Below are 22,931 nucleotides of genomic sequence, written 5' to 3' on the forward strand. Positions count from 1 at the left end.
GCGACGAGCGGGCTTTGCCTGTCTATCAGAGGCCACAAAACGGGCGTGAATCGGCGAATCGTTGCGCGTAAACGGGCAACTATTGCTATTCACACCTGCCAGCAGCCACTCTGATGGAAGAAAGTTGCTGTTCGAACGTTCACGAAGGTGTCGTCTTCTCGACGCCGAAAATGCTAGTGCGAGAGTGGAACACCATGGCGCGATACGGCGCAATGTACGGCCCCGATGTCACCTTCACAGGTGTACCCCGATGCGATCTGAGCGATCCGGCGAGTTACGCAGATGCCACCGCCGTGATCGTGGGCGCCCCCTACGACTCGGGAACCTCTTACCGGTCGGGCGCCCGGATGGGCCCGCTCGCGATTCGGACATGTGACTATTCGGAGCACACCGGATCTCGCCCACATATTGGTTTGCGGGTCGACCCACTTGCGGGCGTGATGGACGCGGGTGATATCGAGATGGCGCCGACCGAGACCATCCGGTCATTGAACAACTTGCAGAAGGCGATCCGTCAAATCGTTTCGCACGGGAAGCTCCCGATCATCCTCGGCGGCGACCACACCGTCGCCATGGCCGATATCACCGGCGCAGCAGAGCATTTCGGATTTGGCCGACTGTCTGTCATCCATTTTGACGCGCACGCCGACACCGGCGACATCCAGTTCGGATCCCTGTACGGCCACGGGCTGCCGATGCGGCGACTGATTGAATCCGGTGCCGTCCGCGGTGATAAATTCCTGCAGATCGGGTTGCGCGGCTACTGGCCCGAACCTCCCGAGCTCGCCTGGATGGCGCAGCAGGGTATGCGCGGCTACGAGATGGGCGAGATCCGCCGCCGCGGCCTCGACGACGTGCTCACCGAAGCCATGGAAATCGCCATGACGGACACCGACGGCGTGTTCCTCTCGGTCGACATCGACGTGGTGGACCCAGGAATGGCTCCCGGAACCGGGACCCCGGAGCCCGGCGGATTCACGGGCCGCGAACTGCTCGACGCCGTTCGCCGGATCGCGCGCGAAACCAACCTGGTCGGGATGGAGATCGTCGAAGTTGCACCGCCCTACGATCACTCCGATGTGACCGCGATTTTGGCCAATAGGGTTGTCCTGGAAACCCTCTCCGGGATTGCCCGCCGCAAACTGGATGCGGAAACCGGAACACATTTCGACGATACGATGCCGGTGCTTCAGGGACTCACGGACATAGCCGTACCGTCGGGCGACGGCAAAATTCGGGTGCTCATGGTCGGCGCCGGTGGCGTCGGTTCTGCCATTGTGGCCACAGCAGCGAAGCGGAATTACATCGAAGCCATGGTGGTCGCTGACTACGATCTCGACCGCGCGATTCACGCCGTCGAGGCAGCGGGCGACGGACGCTTCATCCCGGCGCAGGTCGACGCGACCGATTCGATGGCGGTCGAGGGACTCCTCAAGCGCTACCGCTGCGACCTTCTCCTCAACGCGACGGACCCGCGTTTCGTCATGCCGCTGTTTAATGCGGCCCTTGCCGGCGGAGCCCACTACATGGACATGGCGATGTCCATGTCGGTGCCCCACCCCACCGACCCGTACAACACCCCGGGCGTCAAGCTCGGCGACGAACAGTTCGCGGCCGAGGACGCGTGGAAGGCTGGCAACCAACTCGCCCTCGTCGGAATGGGCGTGGAGCCGGGACTTTCGGACGTTTTTGCTCGTTATGCCGCCGACCACCTGTTCAGTGAGATTGACGAAATCGGTGTCCGCGATGGTGGCAACCTCGTGGTGCAGGGGTACTCGTTTGCGCCCACCTTCTCGATCTGGACGACCATCGAGGAGTGCCTGAACCCGCCGGTCATTTACGAAAAAGATCGGGGCTGGTTTACGACCGAGCCCTTTTCCGAGCCCGAGATCTTCGAATTCCCCGAAGGCATTGGGCCGGTGGAGTGTGTGAACGTCGAGCACGAAGAAGTGCTGCTGATCCCGCGGTGGGTCGACGCAAAGCGCGTGACCTTCAAGTACGGACTCGGCGAGGAGTTCATCAACATGCTGAAGATGCAGCACACCCTCGGTATTGACTCCACCGTTGCGCTCAAGGTTGGCGACGTGATGGTGTCCCCGCGCGACGTGATCGCGGCACTCCTGCCGGACCCGGCCACTCTCGGAGACAAGATGGAAGGCAAAACCTGCGCCGGAACATGGGTGAAAGGCCTTGGCAAGGACGGCAATCCCCGCGAGGTGTACATCTATCACGTGGTCGACAACGAGTGGTCGATGGACGCATACAAGTCGCAAGCGGTGGTGTGGCAGACCGCGCTTTGCCCGGTGATCGCCATGGAATTACTTGCCACCGGTGTCTGGAGCGGCACCGGGGTTCTCGGACCGGAAGCCTTCGATTCGGTGCCATTCATGGAACTTCTCGTCGAGCACGGAGCGCCGTGGGGGATGCGGGAAGAGCAGGTATAGGAATTGGTCAGGTGAGGGCGGACGCCTCGATGTCGATACTCCATCGCAAAGGCTTGTCCGGCGAGACTATTGCTGCTCGCCCCTTGCCGATGGCCACTGCCAGCGAATCGAAGTAACCGAGACAGGGCTCAATGGCAATCACAGGTTCGCGGCTAATGGTGCAATTGTCGAACCACACGCCGAGGTACGGAACGGTTGCGTCCCACCGAAGTGTCAGAGCTTGCCCGCCGACGATGAGAGACGCTGAAGTCACGGTGTCGCGAGGATCCACGTAGACCTTGCGGGTCGCTCGCGGCGGCAACGAATCGATGGTCCAAAGTTCTTCCCGCGCCTCACAGGCATCTTCCACTCCCCCCGTCACGTCGAAAAGCCGAGTGGCTCCAGGAACCGCAACTTTCGTCCCCGGGGGAGCCGCGAATTGTGGGTGCGCAGCCCACAGAAAGGGAAGAACTTTCGAGGCGCTGACGGCGTAATCGAGGCGCAGGCCTTTCTCTGTTGCCGTCATGGAGCGCTCAAAGCGATACTGCAAGGAATGGCCCACAGCCACCACAGTGGCTCCGGAGCAACTGAACGTGGCGTCCCACAGATCGCCGTGGTCGGGGATCAGCGTTCCGTCGACCGTGCATTCCAGAATGGACGGCGCGCACTCATCCCACCCCGCCATTTCGGCTTCAACGAAAGACGGTGCCGGCCCAAGGATCTGATCAGGGTCGGCCTGCGCCAACCACTCGTAGCCTGCGCTGGCGAGGGAGGTGATCTTTGCGCCCCGATCGGGACCGAAAGTGGCGGTCAAGCCGCCGCCGCCCACCACCTCGACCGTCATCTCGTCGCCCGAGCTGCTTCAATGCTGGCAAGCAGACGAACGGTCGCTGCCGCAGGATCGGCAGCCTGGGAGAGCGCACTGCCAATGCCGACAGCCGCCGCGCCAGCGCGAATCCAATCGCCAGCGGTGTCCGGTTGAACGCCACCGGTGGGCACCGTCTGCAGATCGGGGAGTGCGGCGAGCACTTCCCGAAGTATCGACGGGGACCACAGTGAAGCGGGGAAGAGCTTGATCAGGGTGGCTCCCAGCTCGCGAGCGTGAACCGCCTCAGTGGGGGTGGTCGCCCCGGGCAGGACGGTCACGCCCGCGGCAAGGGATGCTCTGATCACTGCCTCGTTGACGATGGGCGACACGACGAACTGCGCGCCCGCATCAACAGCACGGTCCACATCAGATTCTGTCAGTGCGGTACCCACCCCGATCATGACCCCGGCAGGGGCATTGCGCGCCGCGTCGCGGATTACGTCGAGGGCCCCGGGGGTCACCAGTGAGACCTCGATAGCCCTCAGCCCAGCGACGATCAGGGTGGCAACAGTTTCAGCAGCGTCGCTGGCAGAGCTGGCGCGGACTATCGCGACAACGCCTTGGGCCCTGATGGTTTCGAGTGCGATCATCTATGCGCCTCCTTGAGTGTGTCCTGGACCTGCGCCCTCGTAGGGAGGCCTTCAATGTCGCCGCTGGCGCCTACCACCGGCGCAGCCACCGCGGATGCCCACTCCAGAGCGGCGCGGATCCCCGCACCGTCGAGGGTTGCCGCGATGAACCCGGCAGCGAACGCGTCGCCGGCGCCGACGGTGTCGACCACCGAGATCGCCCGTGACGGAGTGTGGTGGGTCAAGGCTCCGTCGGTGGCAACCGCGCCAGCAGCGCCAAGTTTGGTGACAACGATCCGACAACCTTGATTGACCAAGGCGGCGACCGCTGCGTCTTCGGTCGAACCAGCCATGAGAGCGAGCTCTGCCAAGTCGCCGATGGCGATATCGGCGTTGCCACGGACGCAGTCCAGCGCGCGGGTGAAGTCTGCCGCGGTTCCCAGGGTGAGCCGAAGGTTCGGGTCAACAATGACGAGCGCCCCGTTGCTGCGCGCCAGTTGCACCGTGCGTTCCACGGCCAACCGAGCCGATGCCGAACGCACCGCCGTAATCCCCGTGACGAAGACCGCTGCGACATCTGATGTCCACGCCTCGTCGATCATTTCCGGGCCAATCGAAGTTGCTGCGCTACCGGACCGCAGATGTACCGACTGACAAGGTCCACCCCTCGCCAGGTCGCGGACGATCACACCCGTCGGCTGCGGCACGCGGTGCGCTCGGACGTCGATACCGCATTCCCGCAAGGTGTTCTCGACTGCGTCTCCCAAAGCATCCGAGCCGACGGCAGTGACGAATCGCGCACGATTCCCGAGTCTTGCTGTTGCGGCGGCAACATTGGACTCGGAGCCGGCCACCGTTCGTCGATATGCTGAGGCGCTGTCGATGGTGCGAGAGTCAGTAGGCAGAAAGACGGCGAGCACCTCGCCGACCGTGAAAAGTAACGGACTGCTGCCTGTCACACTGCTGCCTGTCACACTGCTGCCTGTCACACTGCTGCCTGTCACACCGCTGCCTGTCACACCGCTGCCCAGGTGGACTGTCCGCCATCGACGACGATGGAGGCGCCCGTTATATACGAGGCCGCATCACTGGCGAGAAAAAGAATGACCGAAGCCACTTCCTCGGGACGTCCCAGCCGTCCCAGGCTAATAATGCTCGCTGCGAGCTCCCGGTCCGTTCCCTGTGCCGCGCTCCAAATCCGGGTCTCGATGGACCCGGGAATGACGCAGTTAACCCTCACCTCGGGTGCATAGTCGACCGACAGCTGCCGAGTGAGCGAGACGATGCCACCTTTGGCTGCCGCGTAGGCAGGCCTGCTAGGGCGGGCGGCGATGGCGTGAACGCTTGAAACGTTCACGATCGAGCCACCGTGCTTGACCAAGCCGGCGTGGAATGCGCGAACGGACCGGTAGATGGAAGTGAGGTTGACCGAGATTTGGCTCTCCCAGTCGGCTTCGGCAAGTTCGTGGGCGGCGCCCCACACTTGCTGGAATGCGTTATTCACAAGGACGGACGGCAGCCGGTTTTCCTTTTCGAGATCCGCGGCCAGTTTATGCCACGCCGCTGAATCGCCGACGTCGAGGCCGTGGAAGGTGGCGTGACCACCGGCGTCCGTGATCTGGTGCGCCACCACCTGCGCGGCACCCGGATCCACGTCGGTGACGACGACGTCCCGACCAGCTGCCCCAAACGCTAGCGCTGTCGAGGCGCCGATACCGTTGCCAGCGCCGGTGATCAACACCGAGCCGCCGCTCACGTCATCACCGCCGCAAGGAGTGCGAGCAGGGCCGGGCCCTGCCCCCATGGAACGACGAAACCTCTTGGTACTGAAGCATAGTGGCTGGGTTCGGTGGACGCGTAGACCGCTGCCGAGACTTCGCGGAGTTGAGCGTCCGCGTCGAGGGAAGCGAGAACGGCCTTCCGAGCTCGCTGCATCGGTTCTATCACCTCTACATCCTGCAGTACGCCCATCCGCACCGCCTGCGCGAGCGCTACGACCATAAAGGCCGCGGTGGAAAATTCGTTGCCGGAAAGTGAATCAGTGACCACCGCGTACCAATGCCCGTCGGATCGCTGCAACGCGATCATCTGCCGTAACAGGCGTTCCACGGACGTGGTGATGGCGAGTATTTCGGCATGCTTATCCGCAGGGTTTTCCCGCAGGGACTCAAGGACGTCCAGCATCCCGAGCATCGCCCAGCCCTGCCCGCGGCCCCACCCCGGGCCGAAAGTCTGCGGCTGTCCCCGCAGAGCAAAATGATCAAACAGCCCGGAATCGGTCTGTAGCAAGGCGATGTACCCCAAGGCTTGGTCAATGCCGGCATCCGTATAGCGGCTCTCTCCCGTAGCCAGGCCCAGTGCGACGAGAAATGGTGGGTCGAAATGCAGGCAGTCGACGAACACCCCCGGCGGCGGCGAAGCCAACAGCGCGGTCTGCTCGCCGTCGAGGGGGACCCCGCTGTAAGGACTGAGCAGCGGCGAGCTCTGCCACGTTTCGTACACACCGTTCAGAACCGGGCGGCTCATCAAGTAATCGGCCAGCTGTCGAAGCGCTGCTAGTAGTTGCGCGTCCTGGTAGCGAACTGCCAGGTGCGCGAGCGCCCGCCCCGGAGCGGTGCAATCGAGACGCACGAAGGGTTGCGCCCGTGTCGCCCAGGCTCTGCCCCAGCCGTGAGCAAACCGCGCCCACCTCTCATCGCCCAGCCTTTCGCTCGCAGTGACGAGCGCGTCGAAGGCGACCGAGTCGCCGAACCCCCACGTGGAGAACGCGAGATCGATGAGGCGGTCAGCCACTTCGGCGGCCAAAGCCGGAGAGTCGATGTGGTGTGCTGGGGCGCCAGCCCGGCGGGTGTCTGCCAACGCGGATGCAGCGTCGTCGGCGGCTACGTAACGGCCCGAGCCCCACGCAACGTCCTCTGGGGCGGTATCTGGTGCGGCGGCGCTCATGCGAAGGTCCATGCAGGAATACCGGCCCTGTCCTGGGTTCGCCGAATTTGTCCCGATGCCCGAAGGCGTTCGAGGTGACCTACGACCGGGAAGGCAAGCGCGCCTTCGGTTCCCGTATCGCCCAGGTCGATAACGAAGTGGTCAACGTCGCAATGCGACATCACCACGTGGCTGATGTCGGGGGGTTCCAGCCCCAATTCGGTAAGTGCGGGGAGTACGAACTCATCGACCATACCGTCGGTGCCACCATCGAAGTGCAGGGCCGATGCGCTCCCCACGACGAGATACATCGTCACAAAACGATCGCCGAGCGGGGCAATCACCCCATGAACTCCCGCCGCCAACGTGCTGAGCGACGGAAGATTCTCCGTCATCAGCGACCCTTGAACACCGGCGGGCGCTTCTCGGCGAACGCCGCACGACCCTCCGCCGCATCCTCAGTCATCATGAGATAGGCGAATGAGTCGTTCTCGGCCAGCAGGGCGACGTCGAGGGGCGCGTTTTGGGCAAGTCGCACCATGCTCTTGGTCTTTTCTACCGCGATCGGCGACATTCCGGCGATCGTCAGCGCCACTGCCATCGCGGTGTCGATAAGGTCAGAAAATGGCACGATCTGCTGTACGAGCCCGATTCGCAGGGCCTCGGCGCCGTCAATCCGATCCCCGGTGAGCAGTAGCCGGGAGGCGTAGCCCGGCCCAATGAGGTGAGTCAGGAGCTGTGTTTGGCCGGAACCGCCGTGCCAGCCCCATTTGATCTCGCCTGCTCCAAACGAGGCCTCGGGTGTCGCGATCCGGATGTCGGACGCGCACGCCATTTCGAGCCCGCCACCGATGCAATAGCCGTGGATCGCCGCCACCACCGGCTTGCGATTGAGCCACATGGCGCGCGCATAGTCGGTCCGCGCGTCGAATCGGTTGCGATAACTCCAGTTGTCCCCGTACTCGTCCAGGTCGGTGATGTCGCTACCGGCAGAGAACGCTCGGTCGCCAGCCCCGGAAAGCAGAATTACCCGGACATTCGCATCGTTGTTCAATGCGTGCACCAGATCGTTCATCTGGTGATCCATTGCCACCGTCATCGCGTTGAGCTTCTTTGGTCTATCGAGTACCACGTGCGCGATGTGTCCGTGGTGCTCTACGGTGATCGCGCCGTCGGTATGTCCGGCCATGAGGCTGTGTCCTTTATAGGGGTGGAGGGATCAGGTGGGCAGACCGACGGCGCGTTGGCCCGAGCGGCGCTGTTGGATGACGACAGCAATCACGAGCAGGGATCCCTTGGCAACGTTCTGCCAGAACGGGTTGACCCCGAGCACAGTCAGACCATTACTGAGGACGCCGAGCAGAACTACGGCGAGCACGGTGCCGACGATGGTGCCCTTGCCGCCCTGAAGTGCCGCGCCGCCGAGAGCCGCGGCAGTAATCGCCTCGAGCTCGAGGCCCTCGCTGCCGGAGATCGGCTGGCCGCTTCCGGTGCGTGCGGTGAGAAGGATGCCCGCAAGTCCCGCAACAGCTCCCACGGCGAGATAGACGCCGATGATGTAGCGGTTGATGTTGATGCCAGCCAAACGAGCAGCGGTGTCGTTGCCGCCGATGGCATAGATGTTTCGGCCGATATCGGTGTATTTGAGGACGAGACCCACAATGATGGCGATGACCACAAAGATGTAAATGAGGATCGGGATGCTGAACCACTCGCCCCGACCAAGTGCCTTGTAGACCGGGTCGCTGCTGGTGTAGCCCTGCGACTTACCACCGGAGACGATCTGCGCGAGCCCCTTGAAGGCGGCCAGGGTCGCCAGTGTTGCGATCACGGGGTTCACCCGCCCGTAGACGATGATCAAGCCGTTGGCGAGACCGCACAACATGCCGACGAAGATGGCTGACAGAATTCCGAGGAGCGATTGCGTGGTCGCGGTGAAGACCATCGCGCCCACCACCGAACACAGTCCTGTCATCGAGCCCACGGAAATATCAAGGGCGCCGAGAAGGATGACAAGGGTCTGCACTATCGCAAGGAGGCCGAAGACGGTGATGGCTGAGCCAATAGCGACGATATTTCTGAATCCGAAGAAGTTCGGGTTCTGGGCGCCGATCACCAGAATGAGGAGGATGAGGGCAATCAGCAAACTGACGTTCTGAACACCCACCCGCGCGAGAACGACGCGTAGTGGTGACGGGGAACCCGGGCCGCCGGGAGTTGGGTCGCTGATTTTCGACGCCGATTGGGTCGTGGACACGGGTGACTCCTTCATAGTGTTGCGGTTTCAGAGTGGGGCAGCGCCAGGCTCAACACGGCCTCTTCCGACGCTTGCGTGTGGTCGAGTTCGCCCACAATCCGGCCTCCCTGCATCACCAGAATTCGATCGGCAAGGCCGAGCACTTCTGGGAGCTCTGAGGAGATCACGAGGATGGCCATACCGTCATTGGCTAGCTGGTCGATGACGGCGTAGATCTCGGCTTTGGCGCCGACGTCCACGCCGCGGGTTGGTTCGTCAAGGATGAGCACTTTGGGTTTGCGGGCGAGCCAACGCCCCAAGACCACCTTCTGTTGGTTTCCTCCCGAGAGGTTGCCGACCTCGGTTTCGATATCGGGGGTCCTGACGCGCATGCGGTCCGCAAGCCCCTGAACTATCAACCGCTCTTGCGCGCGCTTCACGATCCGGAAGGACGTGATCCGGTCAAGGATGGACAGGCTGATGTTGTCTCGGACGCTGCGCTGCAGGAGTAGAGCCTGTGCCTTGCGTTCCTCCGGCACCAATCCGATGCCTGCCTGGATGGCGTCACGGGGGGACCGTAGAGACAGTTGTTTTCCCGCAACGCTCACCGAACCGCTCGCATGGGGAAGGTCGCCGATGATGGTGCGAGCCAATTCAGACCGCCCAGCCCCAATCAGCCCGGCTAGCGCGACGACCTCGCCGGCCCTGACGGTGAGGCTGGCGTTGTGCACGAGATCGTTGGTGAGGTCGTCCACGGCCAGGACCACTGCGCCGCCCGTCACTCGGCGTCGTTCGAAGAGCGACGAGAGTTCGCGGCCGACCATAAGGCGCACCAGTTCGGATTCGGATGTTTCTTTCAACATGCGCACGCCCGCTAGCTCGCCGTCGCGGAGAATTGCCACGCGGTCGGCGATTTCGAAGATTTCGTGCATGCGGTGCGAGACGTAAATGATCGCCACTCCATCGGTCCGCAACCGGCGGATCAACCGGAAAAGCGCATTTACTTCGTTCTCGGTGAGAGATGACGTCGGCTCGTCGAACGCGATGACCCGGGGGGAATCTACGAGTGCGCGCATGATTTCGACGATTTGTCGCTGCGCGGGCGAGAGCGTAGACCCCAACGCGTCGGCGTTGAGTACATCGGCAAACCCAAACTTCTCGAGTGCGCTGATCGCACGAGCCCGTAGGGTTGACGCCGAGAAAATACGCCCGCGATGCGGGAGGCTTCCGACAAAGATATTTTCGGCAACTGATACATCTTTGATAATTTCCGGTTCTTGGGCGATGACCCGAATGCCGCTTCGCCTGCCGTCGATGGCGGACTTGAAATTGGTGGGCTCACCATCCAAAAGGATCGTTCCTCCATCGGGGGTGTAATCGCCGCTGAGAATCTTCAGCAGGGTTGATTTTCCCGCCCCGTTTTCTCCCAGCAGCGCCAGCACTTCGCCGCTGTCGACGGCCAGATCGACCCCCCGCAGGGCCCTTGCCCCGGTAAATGTCTTTGTGAGGCCAGTGATCGAGATTGTTGTTGCCATATAGCGCGCCACTTTCTTGGGAACTTTGCCAGTGAGGGGGCGGGCGCTGCAGTGCTTAGCGCCCGCCCCCTCACTGGTCTGTTGATTAGCTGCAGGCCACTCCCGCGTCCTTGAAGGTCGCCGGATCGACGATCGTCGTATCCGCTGAGGTCTTTGCCGGCAGTTCAGTCCCGTTCCGTACCTTGTCCACCAGTACCTTCACAGCGGCCTTACCGACATCTCTGCCGCTGATGTACAGGGCCGCACGGTTCCCGGATTCCACACCTGCCACCCAGTCCTTGCACATCAGGTAGGCACCAAGCCCGATTCCCACAATGTTGTCGGCGGTGACCCCTGAGTTCTGAAGTGCGGTCACAGCTCCGGTCACTGACTCGTCGTTGCAGCCCCAGACAACCCAGTGATCCACACCGGGGTTGGCGGTAATGGCGGCCGAAGTCTTGTCCAGTGAGTCGATCTGCGTGGCGTCCGAACCGATCTTGATTACCGGTAGGTCAACCCCTGCGCCCTCTTTGAACTTGGCGAGTGCGCCTTCGTTGCGGTCTTCGCAGGTTTGAAGGTCTTCTTTGGAGACACGGATGATCTTCGTGTTGTCGGCGGTCCAGCCACTCTTTTCCTTGAAGAGCTTGGCTGCTTCCGTACCCACCTTCTCGCCCATAAGAGTGCCCTCAAAGCCGACGAACGCAGCAGGCTTGCCGGCAGCGTCGGAGATCGCGTCATCGCTGGCGATGATGGGGATACCCGCGTTGGTGGCGGCCTCAATTACCTGAGGGCCGATCTTCTGGTCGGGCACGACGATCGCGATGGCGTCAAACTTCTGCGCGATCACGGTGTCGAGCTCGCTGATGGCCTTGTTGGCGTCATCACCGACGTTGATGACAGTGACTTCGGCTCCGAGCTCGGCAGCGGCTGCCTTGGCGCCGGCTGCTTGGTCGATGAAGTACTGCTGGTCACCCTGCTTCTGGATGTAGGCGATCTTGACGGTCTTTCCGCTGGGGGCTGCGGCACTCGACTCGGCTGCGGAGCTGGTTTCAGCGGCGGCGCTTGAGCTGGTTGCGGAGCTCGCGGGGGCGCTGGACTCAGCGGCCGCGCTGGTTTCGGCGGCGGCGCTGGTGCTGGCTACCGGGCTGGCGCTGCTTGCAGCTGTGTCCGAGCTGGAGCCACAGCCGCTTGTTGCGAGCGCGAGCCCAACGATCCCGGCGGCGGCGATCCAACGCCTAGCGGGAGAGATTCGACGATGGTGCAGTGCCATGTTGCTCCTTTGCGACAAATGGATAGGTTGCCGAGGAGCTCACTATCACCCTCGATGCAACATTTGTAATATAAACACAGTTTTGAGGGGTGCGCTAGAGACAAATGGAGAAACTTTTAAGCTGCGCATGAGCCTCAGAGCGCGCGATCGCGGGCATCGAGGAGCGCCTTGGTGGAGGGCTTTTTGCTCAGAATTGACGCGATGTCTTCTGCGGCCCCTGCTACCAACTCCTGCATCCTCATCCGCGCGGTATCCGGATCCCGAGCCTGGATCGCCTCGAAGACCGCGCGGTGTTTGCGCAGAAATTCCGTGCTGCTCTCGTGGCGGATGACAAGGGAATTCCGCGCGTGCAGGGCGGGCTCCAGCACGACTTCGAATCGTTCCAGGAGTTCGTTGCCAGCTGCTGCCAGCACTGCGCGGTGGAAACGTAAGTCCGCCTCGACGTGCAGGTCACCCTCAACATCAAATTTCTCTTCCAGCTCGGCAAGTGCCTGGCTCATCCGCGTAAGTTGCTCGTCCGATCGGCGGACGGCGGCCATTTGGGCTGCCGCCGGCTCGATGACTTGGCGGACTTCGCCAAGTTCAAGTACCAGCAGAGGGTCAGGATCATCCTGGGAACGCCACACCATGACGTCATGATCAAGGAGCTGCCAGCGCGATCTTTCCGTCACGTAGGTGCCGAGCCGGGGCCGGGCATCAACGAGGCCCTTGGCTGTCAGCACCTTAAGCGCTTCACGCACCACTGTCCTGCTCACGCCGAAATCATGCAGCAACGCGTCAAGATCGATGGTTTCGCCCGGCACAAGGTCGCCGCGCATGATGCGAGAACCCACATAGTTCACGACTTGGCCGTGAAGCCCTCTGCCCGCGTAGGTGCTCACAGGCGAGAGCATACTGTCCGAGGGGCGATGGTGTGCATGTTCTTATGACAAATGAGGGCGGTGAATCTCGACAGCGCCGGACTGCAGTAGTCGATCAAGAACCTCATCGGTGTAGCCCAACTCGGCAAGGATTTCAGCGCTATCGGCCCCCAAGGCGGGCGCGCCCAGCCGGATGGAGGCGGGTGTCTCGGACAATGCAATAGGTGGCCGCAGGGTGCGAACACTCGTGCCGTTCGAACCCGGCTGTTCCACGAGCATCTGGGTAGCGAGCACATGGGGGTCGGCTTCAATGTCGGCGTAGTCGTACACCGGACCTGCCCACACCTTGTGGCGGTCGCACAGTTCGAGCCATTCCGCTGTCGTCTTGGTGACAAATTTGTTCCTGATGTGCGCGTACACCTGGTCTCTGTGCACGTGACCGTCGTTGTAGTGGGTGAGACTTCGGAGCCAGTTGTCGTCGAGGACTTCTCCCAGAACGGACAGGGGAGACATCGCCAGCGTCAACCAGCTGTCGCTGGTCCGGTAGACGCCGTACGGTGCGGGAATGGAGGCGTGCGCGCCGGGCTCCGCTGTTCGCACCGGCTGCCGGCGCGCATTGAGAAAGGTGACAAGCTCTTGGAGCTGCGCGTCAAGAACCACCGAGAACATGTCAATCTCCACGTGCTGACCGATGCCGATCACGTCCCGAGCGCGGAGGGCAGCCAAGATGCCGATGGCAGCGTGGTACCCCGTCATCACGTCGGCGGCCCACAATGCGCCGGGCTCCGGGTCGTCGCCTTCGCTGCCGACGGAGAACATCGAACCCGAGTAGCCCTGCACGATGAGGTCCTGACCTGGGCGGTCGCGGTAGGGCCCGTGTGGCCCATATCCGCTGATGGAGCAGTACACAAGCTGTGGATTGATAGCGTGAAGTCGGTCGTACCCCACGCCGAGTCGCTCGGCAGTTCCGTGGCGGAAGTTCTGAATGAATACATCGGACGTGGCGACGAGCGCGTCGATCACGGCCCCGGATTCGGGATTCTTGAGGTCAATTGCGAGGCTCCGCTTATTGCGATTCACCGCAAGGAATGTCGTCATCTCACCACCGAATCGGACATCGTCGAAGCCGTGCGTGCGGTTGAATTCGCCGCCGGCCGGTGATTCGAGCTTGATGACGTCAGCCCCTAAATCGCCAAGCCGCGTGGCTGCCAATGGCCCCGCAAGCATTTGGGTGGCGTCGAGGACACGGAGTCCATCGAGGGCGCCCGGCATCGATGCGGGTGAATTCATTGGCTATCCTTTCGAGAATAAGTAGTATTATCATACTAGGCACAGCTCTGAGACGATTTCAACCGTTAACAAAAAGAGGCCATGATGCGCATCGACCGACTCGAAACCTTCATGGTGGCTCCACGCTGGCTTTTTGTGCGCCTCGAAACCGACACCGGGGTCGTGGGGTGGGGTGAGCCAGTCGTCGAAGGTCGCGCCGAAACAGTGCGTACGGCGGTGCACCAGCTCGCCGAACTCGTCATCGGATCCGACGCCAGCCAGATTGAGGACCTGTGGCAACGGCTCACTAAAGGGTCGTTCTACCGAGGTGGGCCAATACTTTCCAGTGCGGTGGCGGGTATCGATCAGGCGCTGTGGGATATCGCTGGCAAGTCGTTGGGCGTGCCGGTGCATGTCCTCCTCGGCGGCGCAGTACGCGAATCCGTGCGCGTCTACGGGTGGGTGGGGGGTGATGAGCCAGCCGAGCTGACCGACAATATCTCTGCAAGCATCGACGCCGGACTTACTGCGGTGAAGCTCAATGCGAGCGGGAGACTCGGCCCGATCGCCACGCCAGCGGAGATCGACGCGATTATCGATCGCGCTGAACTTGCCCGTGACGTCCTTGGTCGCGACCGAGATTTCTCCCTTGATTTTCACGGCCGAATGACGAGCGCCAACACCAAGCGAGTGCTGCCACTTCTCGAACACAGTCGCCCCCTGTTCGTTGAGGAGCCCGTGCTGCCCGAGCAGGGTCACTTGCTGCGCGGGATAGTGGATGCGACATCGATACCGATTGCCACCGGCGAACGCCTCTTTAGCCGCCAGGAGTTTCTGCCGGTGCTGCAATCCGGAGTGGCAGTGGTGCAGCCTGACACCTCGCACGCTGGCGGCATCTCGGAAGTGCGGCGCATTGCGGCGCTCGCGGAGACCTTTGGCGCGAGCCTTGCGCCGCACTGTCCGCTGGGTCCGTTGTCGCTTGCCGCCAGCCTCCAAGTCGCCTTTGCGACGCCAAACTTCCTCATCCAAGAGCAGAGCATTGGCATCCACTACAACGAAGACGCCGAGCTACTGGACTACGTACTTGACCGGTCCGTTTTCGCGTTCACCAGTGGCTCCATCAAACGCCCGGTCGGCCCCGGGCTGGGAGTTGAAATAGACGAGGTTGCCGTGCGTGCCGCGGACCAAGTGGGCCACGCGTGGCGTTCACCGATCTGGCGACATGAGGATGGTTCGTTCGCCGAATGGTGATGGGCGTTTAGAGGTACTGCCCTGTTCCGAGGCTGGACCCGGCCTCTACGTCACTCGAACCTTGGCCAGCGGGTAATGCTGGTCGCCGCGCTTGTTCCAATTGCATGCGGGCTGCCCCTTGCTGCGCAAACAATGCCGTCTGCAACCCATGGAAAACGCCCTCCAGCCAGCCAACCAGCTGGGCTTGCGCGATCCGGAGCTCGCTGTCGGTAGGAACGGCGTCATCGCTGAACGGCAGGGCGAGCCGGTCGAGCTCCGCAGCGAGGTCCGGCGTGAGCCCGGACTTCAGTTCGAGGATAGATAGCGCATGCGTCCGCATCAATCGAACCCGACTTGCCTCGTCGAGGGGGGCAGCGCGGACCTCCTCCAACAGCTGCTTGATCATCGTCCCGATCCGCATCACCTTGGCGGGTTCGCCAATGGCGTCGGTGGGGTCAAGACCCTCGGGATCCTGGGTCAACGCACTTCTTGGCGCTGCGGGATCTATCGGCTGTCCGTCCGGGCCGATCACGAGGACGCCGTGATTTTCACCGTCGTTTTGGGGCCCGTTATTGGGAGAGTCGTTATTGGGAGAGCCGATATCCATGGACCCATTGTGCCCAAGCTGCTTCGTCATGGGAATTCCTACTCCTACACATTCACCACTGCGGAGCTCCCGGAACGGTCAAGATTAACTTTCCGCCGGGGGCCGAAACAGATTCCAGCAGCGCGTGGGCATCGGCAGCGTTCGGAAGCTCCATCACGGCTCCGACTTGGGCCATTATCCGGCCATCTTCGATCATCGGCAAAAGATACTCACCTACTTCGGCAACAACTTCGGCCTTGGATCCGTGACCGGTTGCCGCGCGGGAGCGCAGCGCGGTCGCCGCGATGGACGCCCGCTTGCGCAGCAGGTCGTTCAGATTGACCTCTGCTGTGGCGCCGCCCTGCAAACCGATCACCACTAGCCGACCGCCTTCGGCAAGAGCGTCGATGTTGCGCTGCAGGTATTGGGCGCCGATGACGTCGAGAATGATGTCCGCGCCGCCGTTTTCGCGCATGACAGGGACAAAATCTTCTGTGCGGTAGTTGATTCCGATGTCTGCGCCCAGTTGTAAGCACCGCGCCACCTTGGCATCAGAGCCCGCGGTAAAGGCCGTTCGGAGTCCCAGCGCATGTGCGACTTGGATGGCCATGGTGCCGATTCCGCCTGCGCCACCGTGGATCAGCACCAACTCACCCGGGGCCGCGCGGGCGGTCATCACCAGGTTGGACCACACGGTGCAGGCTGCTTCCATCAACCCGGCGCACTCCACGGCAGTCCAACTGCTCGGTACCGGCAGCACGTGCGACGGCGAGACGGCGACCTTGGTGGCATAGCCGCCACCGCTGAGCAATGCGCAGACCCGCTGGCCGATCTCGAATTGTGCGGCTCGGGCGAAGGGGAGTGCGCCGCCGGCGTCCACGGCAAGGTTGCCTGGAATTGTTGGTTCCTCTTGCGCGACGGACCGCTGCCCGATAGCGATCACGGTGCCGCTGCACTCCAGGCCAAGGATGTCACTGGCTCCGGGCGGAGGCGGATAGAAGCCTTTGCGCTGCAGCGTGTCTGCGCGGTTAACCCCGACCGCGCTGACTTCGATGAGGAGCTCGCCCGGTCCGAGCTCGGGATCAGGAACCTCGTGCCACTCCAGCTGCTCCGGCCCGCCAGCCGATGTCACAACGATGGCGTACATAGTGTGCTCCTTATGCCTTGGTGTGGTTCAGGTTTCGGTCTTGCCGGCTACCCCAAGTTGCTGGCGCCGAAGGTGTCGCAGGTGGCCGGGCTGCCCGTGGTGTAACCCGTCATGAACCATTTCTCGCGTTGTTTCGAGCTGCCATGGGTGAAGGAGGATTCGTCGACGGTGCCGCTGCCCAGTGTTGATTGGATGTAGTCGTCGCCAATTTTTGCCGCTGCGTCGAGGGCGCCATTGATATCGGTTTGGTTGACATCCGCGATGAGAATTTGACCGTCGGCGCCCGGCACCGTCGTCGCGTGGTTGGCCCACGCGCCGGCGTAGCAATCGGCTTGGAGTTCCAATCGCACTGATCCGGACTCGGGTCCAGCGGCTGAGCCCACTTTGTTAGACGTGCCCAGCAGGTTCTGGACGTGATGGCCGTATTCGTGGGCGAGGACGTAAGCCTGGGTAAAGATCAGATCGTTGGCTTTGAAGTCGGTTTTCAGGGTGGTGAAAAACGAGAGATCGACATAGACCAATTGATCTGCGGGGCAGTAAAACGGACCGGTGCTGGAGCTGGCATTTCCACAACCCGTGCTGACCTGGCCGGTGAACCACACGGAGTCCGTCTCTTGATAGGTCGTTCCGGATGCCGCGAGTTGGTCGGTCCAGTAGCCCTGCACCGAGTTGATGATGGCCACCAGTGCGCAATCGGAGTTGGTGTTGGCGTCGGCTCCGGTAGTGCATTCTTTTTGCAGAGTCTTGGTGTCAGCTTGGGCATTGCTGGAATTGCCACCAGCCAAGAGTTGGTTGAGCAACCCACCAGCGCCGCCGCCGCTATTGCCAGTGACAAGTGTGTAGATCACGACGCCGATGACGACGAGCACACCGATCCCGCCCCCGCCCTTGGCCAGCCCCCCGAGCCCGCCGCCCGATCTTTGGTTCCCGGAGCTGCCGCCGAACATGGAGCCGAGGCCACCTGAACCGGTACCGGATCCGCCCCCGCCGCGCTGGTCGCGAACCTGCGACGTGTCCAGCCGAGCCTTATCGTTGAACCTCATGAGCAGTTGTCCTTGTTTTCAGTGGTGGCCGCTACGAGGGGGTAGCTGCTAGGGGAGCAGGCGGGGTAACGGAGGATGAAACTACGCCCTCGAGGCTCGAGGGATTCACTGCAGAGTAGGTCACCACTCGCCCGAGACATCAAACACCTGACACCCTGTACGGACATCCAACAGCCAGAATGAAGTGCCCGTGTTGCCCGGTGGGCAATTTTGCGCAGTGGGCAATGTTCTCCGCTACTCTCGGCATTGTGTTCACCGACCAACCAGTTCGCGCTCATCTCGCCGACACCAAGCCCTTCAGTGGTTTGCGGGCGCGCAAGAAAGACGCCACGCGCCGAGAGCTCGCCGAAATTGCCGTAAAACTCACCGTCCAGCGCGGCTATGACGGTTTCACCATCGCCGAGCTCGCTGATGCGGCAGGGGTGTCCCGGCGAACGTTCTCCAATTACTTCGCCAGCAAAGCCGAATGCGTGGCCGCCATTCAGGATGAACAAGTAGACCGCACCTTGTCCTACATGAGGCTCGCCGACCCTTCGATCCCCCTCCACGAAATCCTTCGCACGCTGGTCTCGATGATCGCCGACGACGTCACCGAAGAGTTCGGCACTTTCTTCCAAATTGCTTCCACAGAGATGGAAGTCAAGATGCAGTTGATGTTTCAGCACGATCAGATTGTGATCTCGATTGCCGAGGTAATCGCGGGCCGGTTGGGTCTGGCGTCCAATGATGTGGTGGCGCACGCCATTGCCGGTTTTAGCATGACGGCCTGCCAGGTCAGCATCGACACGTGGCTGGCAGCTGGCCGCCCCGGTGGCCGACCCACGCTCTACGCCTCGCTGGAGCGTGCCTTCGGCATTTTGGATCTGAGTGCGTTGGAAGTGTTGCGCCGCACCAATCCTGGATAGGGACCACCAGAGCTTTCGCGGTCCGTTCGTCGTCCCCCACAGTCGTTATTCTCAGGAGTTTTCATGGCCTCCCTGCTCTACCGCCTCGGCAAGTTTGCTTCCCACCGACGCTGGGCGGTGCTTATCGTATGGGTCGTGCTGCTGCTTGCCGCAGCGGGTGCTGCATTCTTGCCGGATCGGCCCCCGCTGGGTGAGTCGATCAAGATCCCTGGAACGGCTGCGCAAACCGCCATCGACGAGTTGTCCGAGCGGATCCCGACCTCTGGGGGATCGACGGGACGGATGGTCTTCGCTGCGCCCGAAGGCAAGAAGCTCACAGACCCCGAGTACGCCGCCGCGATCGGCACCGCGATTGATGCGGTGTCCAAGGTGCCTGGGGTGGAAGCGGTCGTCAATCCATTGACGGGGCAAGCCACTTTGGCCGGCGGGATTCCCGCGCCGAGCAACCCTAAAGCCACCCCGGTGCTGGCCCCGCCGAGCCTGCGCGTGGGATTCGCGACGGTGCAATTGAAGGGGCAGATCACAGCCATCCCCGCCGAAGCGCAGGCTTCCCTGGCGGAAATCGCTGGCACCGCAAGGGCTAGCGGCCTCCAGGTCGAGCTCAGCGGCGCGGCAGTCAAGCAAACTCCGGCCATTGGATCCACCGAGGGCCTCGGCGTGATCGTGGCGCTGATCGTTCTGTTGATCACCTTCGGATCGATGGTGGCGGCGGGTCTGCCGTTGCTGACGGCAATTCTCGGTATCGGAATCGGCGTATCGCTGACCACCATTGCGTCCAGTTGGGTCGAAATGACCTCCACTGCGCCCATTCTCGCGCTGATGCTGGGGCTTGCGGTCGGCATCGACTACGCGCTCTTTATCGTTTCCCGACACCGCAAGCAGATGGCCGCCGGGATGAGCGTGAACGAGTCCATCGGTCGGGCAACAGGAACTGCTGGCTCAGCGGTGGTCTTCGCTGGCCTGACGGTCGTCATCGCGCTCGCGGCGCTGACCGTCGTCGGGATCCCCTTCCTCTCGGTGATGGGCGTTGCGGCAGCAGGCACTGTGGCGATTGCGGTACTGATTGCCATCACGCTGCTGCCGGCTCTACTTTCTTTTGCCGGGGCGAGGATTCTGGGGCGCAAGGGCCGCGCGGCGTTGGCATCTACCGTTGTTTCGGACTCCGGAGCGCGCACGGTAGTGGCAGCAGAGGGCGAAGATAAAAAGCGCGGTAACCGCTGGGGCGCTCTTGTCACCAAATATCCCATTCCGGTGCTGTTGGTGGGCATCCTCGGGCTCCTCGTCATGGCTATTCCGACCACCAAATTGCATCTGTCCCTGCCGGACGACGGCGTCAAATCCCTGGACGCAACTAACCGCAAGGCCTATGACCTGTTGGCCGACAATTTTGGTCCAGGATTCAACGGCCCGTTAATCATCACGGTGGCTGTGGACGACGCAGCCAAGGGACAGCAAGCGCTCGGCACAGTCCTGACCGATCTCACTGCCATCCCAGATGTTCAAAACGCCGCGGTAGCAGGGGCTTCAGTCGACAAAACCTTTTACGCCATCTCTGTGGTGCCGCAATCGGGGCCGTCCGACTCGGCGACTGAAGATTTGGTGCACAACATCCGCGACCAAGCCGTGGGATGGGGGCAAGCAACCGGCAGTCGGATCGCAGTGACGGGCCAGACCGCCGTGGTCATTGACGTCTCGGAGAAGTTGGCTGCGGCACTGCCCGTGTATCTGATCATCGTGATCGGCTTGGCGTTGGTGCTGCTGATGCTGGTCTTCCGTTCGATAGTGGTGCCGATCAAAGCGGCACTCGGGTTCCTGTTGTCCATCGCTGCGGCCTTCGGCTCCGTGGTGGCCATCTATCAATGGGGATGGTTCGGGCTGATCGAAACGCCTGCGCCCATTGTGGCGTTCCTGCCGATCCTTTTGACCGGTGTGCTTTTTGGTCTCGCCATGGACTATGAGGTTTTCTTGGTGTCCGGCATGCGGGAGTCGTTCGTCCACGGGGGCGATGCGAAACAGGCTGTGCGGTCAGGCTTTACCCATGGCGCCCGGGTGGTGACGGCGGCGGCGATCATTATGACGAGCGTTTTCGCTGGCTTCATCTTGGCCCCTGACACCATCATCGCGTCCATCGGATTTGCGCTTGGATTCGGCGTGCTCATCGATGCGTTTGTGGTGCGGATGACTTTGGTGCCGGCTGCGATGACATTGCTCGGTAATGCCGCCTGGTATCTGCCGAAGTGGCTGCAGAAGTCGCTCCCGAATGTTGATATCGAGGGCGAAAAGTTGCTGACCATTTTGGCTGAGGACCACGACGCCTCCGCGCCTGAGGTTCGGGTGCCCGATGTGAACCGTGGAAAGCACGCCAAACTCTGAGGTGAGGGCAGATGCTGGTGCGTGTGAGCGCGACGTTTTCGCCTCCGAGCGTTGTTGTTTTCTAACCTGACTTGGACTTACCATTGATCGCTATCCAGGGACTTTTCGGAGAGGCACAAAACTCGTCGACCTCCTGCATTCCGGCGAAAATCCTGTCTGCGCCAGCTAAGCGCAACTCGTTCTCGTCGTCTGACCCAGTCAACACTGCCGCACCGAACAGTCCTGCCGTAGCGGCAGCTTTCATATCCGGGGCCGTATCTCCGATGAGCAGGCCCTTTCCCCGCACGGCGGGGAACGGGAGGCCAGTGAGGGCAGCTTTGACAAGGTCGGCTCGGTCCGCATGCAGATCTCCGAACCCCAGATGGGCATCGAAACAGAAACCGTGAGCCAGCCCCACGGCAGCTAGCTTCGCGCTTGCCACCATCGAGATATTCCCGGTGGAGAGCACCCTTGGAATCTGGTGGCTGTCGAGCACTCGCAAGAAACTTTCGACCCCGGGAAGTATTTTTCCAGGTGAAATGGTTCCGGATTGAATGCTCTCTCGATAGTCATTGCCGTACTCGGCCACGAGATCTGCCAGACTAATGTGGTGGTTGCCATTCTGCGACTCTACCGGCATCAATAGTCGCAACAGTTGGGCATCTATCATCCCGGCAATGCTCCGCCCATTCAGCGTGGGCTTTTCGTGCTGAATTTCGATCTGCACGTTGATTCCAAGGCTTTTGTTAGCTGTTCGCATGAGGACCCGAAGATGGTCACTGGATCCGGCCATCAAGGTGCCGTCGATGTCGAAAAGCACAAAATCCGGGAACGTCATCCTGAGCGCCGATTCACGATCGCGTCACTGGGAAGGGCTGCTAGATCGCCAAATCGGTCTCTCATTTGTTCGTAGCAGGCAACCGTGGACCAGAACTGTTGTGAAACTCCTGCTAGCCAATCAGGGTCATGAACCCAGTTTTCGGTCGAGCTCCCCACCGCCCTGCTCTTGCGAATGTGTTCTTGCAGCAGTTCCATCGCGTTCGTCAACTGCCGCAAGTCGCCCAGATCGTGGGAAGTCGAGTTCGATGTGAGCATTACGGGCGCCCATTTGGCGGTGGCCTCTTGAAGGCTGCGGCGCATGGTGGCTACATCTCTGAAGAGTTCCTGGATGTAGGCAGGATCGACCAACAGCTTTTCTAGTGTGGTTTTGAGAAGGGCCCGATTTTGAAGCTTCCAGGAGCCCGTTGCTTCGTTGAAGGTGGGGCTAATCCCATTGTTGCGAAGACGAGCACGGATGCGGTCGACCTCATTTCGATCGAATCCAGGAATACCGAGACCGAAAAGGTCCGGTCCATTAAGCGGCGCAAGTAAGACCCGCCCTGCGTCATTCGCGTATTGAGCCAGGCTCCGGTAGGCGACCGTCAATATGGGAGCAAGCTTGGCCGCCTCTCGCTGTTTGAGGGCCCCTTCCAAAAGCAAACCAAGGGCGATAAAGGTAATGAGGGCCGAGGCGGCGCCAGCGGTCATTGGATGGCTCGACCACCATCCTGCACCCGGTGCTAAAAAGTCCAGACTCACGAGGAAGGCGGTGAGAGCGGCCACTCCGAGAAATGGCAGAATTTTTCGGGTTGTGATCAGCATTTGGGCAGGTTACCTGACCGCGCTGCCGCCGGTGTTCTTACGAAGTGCCAGCTGGCCCGCCGGGTAGTGAAGCAGAGCGTTGGTCCGTTGTTG

The 22,931-nt window shown here is 61.7% G+C and carries 21 protein-coding genes and 2 pseudogenes; 5 read left to right on the forward strand and 18 right to left on the reverse strand.

The features are described from left to right. Positions 1-212 precede the first annotated feature (212 nt). Both speB and EH165_RS16725 read left to right on the forward strand, forming a co-directional pair. A pseudogene (speB, locus tag EH165_RS16720) lies at positions 213-1,109 on the forward strand (agmatinase); the annotation flags it as partial. Positions 1,110-1,232: 123 nt separating this feature from the next. Next, a complete protein-coding gene (locus tag EH165_RS16725; RefSeq protein WP_124800228.1) occupies positions 1,233-2,444 on the forward strand; it encodes a saccharopine dehydrogenase family protein in 1,212 nt (403 codons plus the stop codon). Between the two features lie 7 nt (positions 2,445-2,451). Here the strand turns inward: EH165_RS16725 and EH165_RS01595 are convergent, their stop codons facing one another. The 13 genes and pseudogenes from EH165_RS01595 to EH165_RS01650 all read right to left on the reverse strand — a co-directional run bounded on the left by EH165_RS01595 (position 2,452) and on the right by EH165_RS01650 (position 13,955). Beyond that, the gene (locus EH165_RS01595) at positions 2,452-3,267 is read right to left on the reverse strand and encodes an aldose epimerase family protein (RefSeq protein WP_124797738.1); all 816 of its coding nucleotides are present in this window, start codon (positions 3,265-3,267) and stop codon (positions 2,452-2,454) included. Continuing rightward, a complete protein-coding gene (locus EH165_RS01600) occupies positions 3,264-3,881 on the reverse strand; it encodes a bifunctional 4-hydroxy-2-oxoglutarate aldolase/2-dehydro-3-deoxy-phosphogluconate aldolase (protein WP_124797739.1) in 618 nt (205 codons plus the stop codon). Before EH165_RS01600 ends, EH165_RS01595 begins: the two co-directional genes overlap by 4 nt. Continuing rightward, positions 3,878-4,864 carry a sugar kinase gene (locus tag EH165_RS01605; protein WP_164479068.1) on the reverse strand — a complete coding sequence of 329 codons (987 nt, stop codon included), beginning with the start codon at positions 4,862-4,864 and terminating at the stop codon, positions 3,878-3,880. The genes EH165_RS01600 and EH165_RS01605 overlap by 4 nt, the downstream gene beginning before the upstream one ends. Before the next feature lie 11 nt (positions 4,865-4,875). Next, positions 4,876-5,616, reverse strand: a complete 741-nt coding sequence (locus EH165_RS01610; RefSeq protein WP_206426050.1) for an SDR family NAD(P)-dependent oxidoreductase — start codon at positions 5,614-5,616, stop codon at positions 4,876-4,878. Next, positions 5,613-6,806, reverse strand: a complete 1,194-nt coding sequence (locus EH165_RS01615) for a glycoside hydrolase family 88 protein (protein ID WP_164479069.1) — start codon at positions 6,804-6,806, stop codon at positions 5,613-5,615. Before EH165_RS01615 ends, EH165_RS01610 begins: the two co-directional genes overlap by 4 nt. Further along, on the reverse strand, positions 6,803-7,180 hold the full coding sequence (locus EH165_RS01620) for an MBL fold metallo-hydrolase (RefSeq protein ID WP_124797743.1): 378 nt from the start codon (positions 7,178-7,180) through the stop codon (positions 6,803-6,805). The genes EH165_RS01615 and EH165_RS01620 overlap by 4 nt, the downstream gene beginning before the upstream one ends. Continuing rightward, a complete protein-coding gene (locus tag EH165_RS01625; RefSeq protein WP_124797744.1) occupies positions 7,180-7,974 on the reverse strand; it encodes an enoyl-CoA hydratase/isomerase family protein in 795 nt (264 codons plus the stop codon). The genes EH165_RS01620 and EH165_RS01625 overlap by 1 nt, the downstream gene beginning before the upstream one ends. Positions 7,975-8,004: 30 nt before the next feature. Beyond that, complete coding sequence (locus EH165_RS01630) at positions 8,005-9,042, reverse strand: ABC transporter permease (protein ID WP_206426051.1); 1,038 nt, start codon at positions 9,040-9,042, stop codon at positions 8,005-8,007. A gap of 11 nt (positions 9,043-9,053) precedes the next feature. After that, a complete protein-coding gene (locus EH165_RS16965) occupies positions 9,054-9,953 on the reverse strand; it encodes a sugar ABC transporter ATP-binding protein (RefSeq protein WP_479684943.1) in 900 nt (299 codons plus the stop codon). Between the two features lie 102 nt (positions 9,954-10,055). After that, positions 10,056-10,556 (reverse strand): annotated as a pseudogene (locus EH165_RS16970) (ATP-binding cassette domain-containing protein); the annotation flags it as partial. An 85-nt stretch (positions 10,557-10,641) separates the two neighbouring features. Continuing rightward, positions 10,642-11,805 (reverse strand): substrate-binding domain-containing protein, encoded by a 1,164-nt coding sequence (locus EH165_RS01640; RefSeq protein WP_124797747.1) that lies wholly within the window; start codon positions 11,803-11,805, stop codon positions 10,642-10,644. A gap of 134 nt (positions 11,806-11,939) precedes the next feature. Next, positions 11,940-12,686 carry a FadR/GntR family transcriptional regulator gene (locus tag EH165_RS01645; protein ID WP_124797748.1) on the reverse strand — a complete coding sequence of 249 codons (747 nt, stop codon included), beginning with the start codon at positions 12,684-12,686 and terminating at the stop codon, positions 11,940-11,942. 42 nt (positions 12,687-12,728) lie between these two features. Then, the gene (locus EH165_RS01650; RefSeq protein WP_124797749.1) at positions 12,729-13,955 is read right to left on the reverse strand and encodes a CaiB/BaiF CoA transferase family protein; all 1,227 of its coding nucleotides are present in this window, start codon (positions 13,953-13,955) and stop codon (positions 12,729-12,731) included. An 84-nt stretch (positions 13,956-14,039) separates the two neighbouring features. Here EH165_RS01650 and dgoD point away from each other — a divergent pair, with 84 nt between their 5' ends. Next, the gene (dgoD, locus tag EH165_RS01655; RefSeq protein WP_124800229.1) at positions 14,040-15,185 is read left to right on the forward strand and encodes a galactonate dehydratase; all 1,146 of its coding nucleotides are present in this window, start codon (positions 14,040-14,042) and stop codon (positions 15,183-15,185) included. A gap of 7 nt (positions 15,186-15,192) precedes the next feature. Here dgoD and EH165_RS01660 read toward each other — a convergent pair whose 3' ends face one another. The 3 genes from EH165_RS01660 to ypfJ are packed head-to-tail and all read right to left on the reverse strand — an operon-like array spanning position 15,193 to position 17,940. Further along, complete coding sequence (locus EH165_RS01660; protein ID WP_124800230.1) at positions 15,193-15,771, reverse strand: bacterial proteasome activator family protein; 579 nt, start codon at positions 15,769-15,771, stop codon at positions 15,193-15,195. Between the two features lie 52 nt (positions 15,772-15,823). Beyond that, the gene (locus EH165_RS01665; protein WP_124797750.1) at positions 15,824-16,897 is read right to left on the reverse strand and encodes an NAD(P)H-quinone oxidoreductase; all 1,074 of its coding nucleotides are present in this window, start codon (positions 16,895-16,897) and stop codon (positions 15,824-15,826) included. A 47-nt stretch (positions 16,898-16,944) separates the two neighbouring features. Next, positions 16,945-17,940 carry a KPN_02809 family neutral zinc metallopeptidase gene (ypfJ, locus tag EH165_RS01670; RefSeq protein WP_124797751.1) on the reverse strand — a complete coding sequence of 332 codons (996 nt, stop codon included), beginning with the start codon at positions 17,938-17,940 and terminating at the stop codon, positions 16,945-16,947. Between the two features lie 200 nt (positions 17,941-18,140). Here ypfJ and EH165_RS01675 point away from each other — a divergent pair, with 200 nt between their 5' ends. Together EH165_RS01675 and EH165_RS01680 are read left to right on the forward strand one after the other, a co-directional pair. Further along, entirely contained in the window at positions 18,141-18,845 is a 705-nt protein-coding gene (locus EH165_RS01675) for a TetR/AcrR family transcriptional regulator (RefSeq protein ID WP_164479070.1), read from the forward strand. Positions 18,846-18,908: 63 nt separating this feature from the next. After that, a complete protein-coding gene (locus EH165_RS01680) occupies positions 18,909-21,218 on the forward strand; it encodes an MMPL family transporter (protein ID WP_124797753.1) in 2,310 nt (769 codons plus the stop codon). A 61-nt stretch (positions 21,219-21,279) separates the two neighbouring features. On the opposite strand, the gene EH165_RS01685 is transcribed toward EH165_RS01680, so the two are convergent. Together EH165_RS01685 and EH165_RS01690 are read right to left on the reverse strand one after the other, a co-directional pair. Next, positions 21,280-22,035: an HAD family hydrolase gene (locus tag EH165_RS01685; protein WP_124797754.1), complete on the reverse strand. Its 756-nt coding sequence runs from the start codon at positions 22,033-22,035 to the stop codon at positions 21,280-21,282. Then, entirely contained in the window at positions 22,032-22,838 is an 807-nt protein-coding gene (locus EH165_RS01690; RefSeq protein WP_124797755.1) for a hypothetical protein, read from the reverse strand. Before EH165_RS01690 ends, EH165_RS01685 begins: the two co-directional genes overlap by 4 nt. Between the last annotated feature and the right edge of the window lie 93 nt (positions 22,839-22,931).

This window comes from Nakamurella antarctica (assembly GCF_003860405.1).
In the GTDB taxonomy this organism is placed as follows: Bacteria; Actinomycetota; Actinomycetes; order Mycobacteriales; family Nakamurellaceae; genus Nakamurella; species Nakamurella antarctica.

What these genes read in the sequence shown, in the direction of transcription:
- EH165_RS01690 (WP_124797755.1), bottom strand. Translation starts at nt 22,838, where the DNA reads ATGCTGATCACAACCCGAAAAATTCTGCCATTTCTCGGAGTGGCCGCT.
- EH165_RS01600 (WP_124797739.1), bottom strand. Translation starts at nt 3,881, where the DNA reads ATGATCGCACTCGAAACCATCAGGGCCCAAGGCGTTGTCGCGATAGTC.
- EH165_RS01660 (WP_124800230.1), bottom strand. Translation starts at nt 15,771, where the DNA reads ATGGATATCGGCTCTCCCAATAACGACTCTCCCAATAACGGGCCCCAA.
- ypfJ (WP_124797751.1), bottom strand. Translation starts at nt 17,940, where the DNA reads ATGAGGTTCAACGATAAGGCTCGGCTGGACACGTCGCAGGTTCGCGAC.
- EH165_RS01685 (WP_124797754.1), bottom strand. Translation starts at nt 22,035, where the DNA reads ATGACGTTCCCGGATTTTGTGCTTTTCGACATCGACGGCACCTTGATG.
- dgoD (WP_124800229.1), top strand. Translation starts at nt 14,040, where the DNA reads ATGCGCATCGACCGACTCGAAACCTTCATGGTGGCTCCACGCTGGCTT.
- EH165_RS01665 (WP_124797750.1), bottom strand. Translation starts at nt 16,897, where the DNA reads ATGTACGCCATCGTTGTGACATCGGCTGGCGGGCCGGAGCAGCTGGAG.
- EH165_RS01615 (WP_164479069.1), bottom strand. Translation starts at nt 6,806, where the DNA reads ATGAGCGCCGCCGCACCAGATACCGCCCCAGAGGACGTTGCGTGGGGC.
- EH165_RS01620 (WP_124797743.1), bottom strand. Translation starts at nt 7,180, where the DNA reads ATGACGGAGAATCTTCCGTCGCTCAGCACGTTGGCGGCGGGAGTTCAT.
- EH165_RS16965 (WP_479684943.1), bottom strand. Translation starts at nt 9,953, where the DNA reads ATGCACGAAATCTTCGAAATCGCCGACCGCGTGGCAATTCTCCGCGAC.
- EH165_RS01650 (WP_124797749.1), bottom strand. Translation starts at nt 13,955, where the DNA reads ATGAATTCACCCGCATCGATGCCGGGCGCCCTCGATGGACTCCGTGTC.
- EH165_RS01640 (WP_124797747.1), bottom strand. Translation starts at nt 11,805, where the DNA reads ATGGCACTGCACCATCGTCGAATCTCTCCCGCTAGGCGTTGGATCGCC.
- EH165_RS01625 (WP_124797744.1), bottom strand. Translation starts at nt 7,974, where the DNA reads ATGGCCGGACATACCGACGGCGCGATCACCGTAGAGCACCACGGACAC.
- EH165_RS01680 (WP_124797753.1), top strand. Translation starts at nt 18,909, where the DNA reads ATGGCCTCCCTGCTCTACCGCCTCGGCAAGTTTGCTTCCCACCGACGC.
- EH165_RS01595 (WP_124797738.1), bottom strand. Translation starts at nt 3,267, where the DNA reads ATGACGGTCGAGGTGGTGGGCGGCGGCGGCTTGACCGCCACTTTCGGT.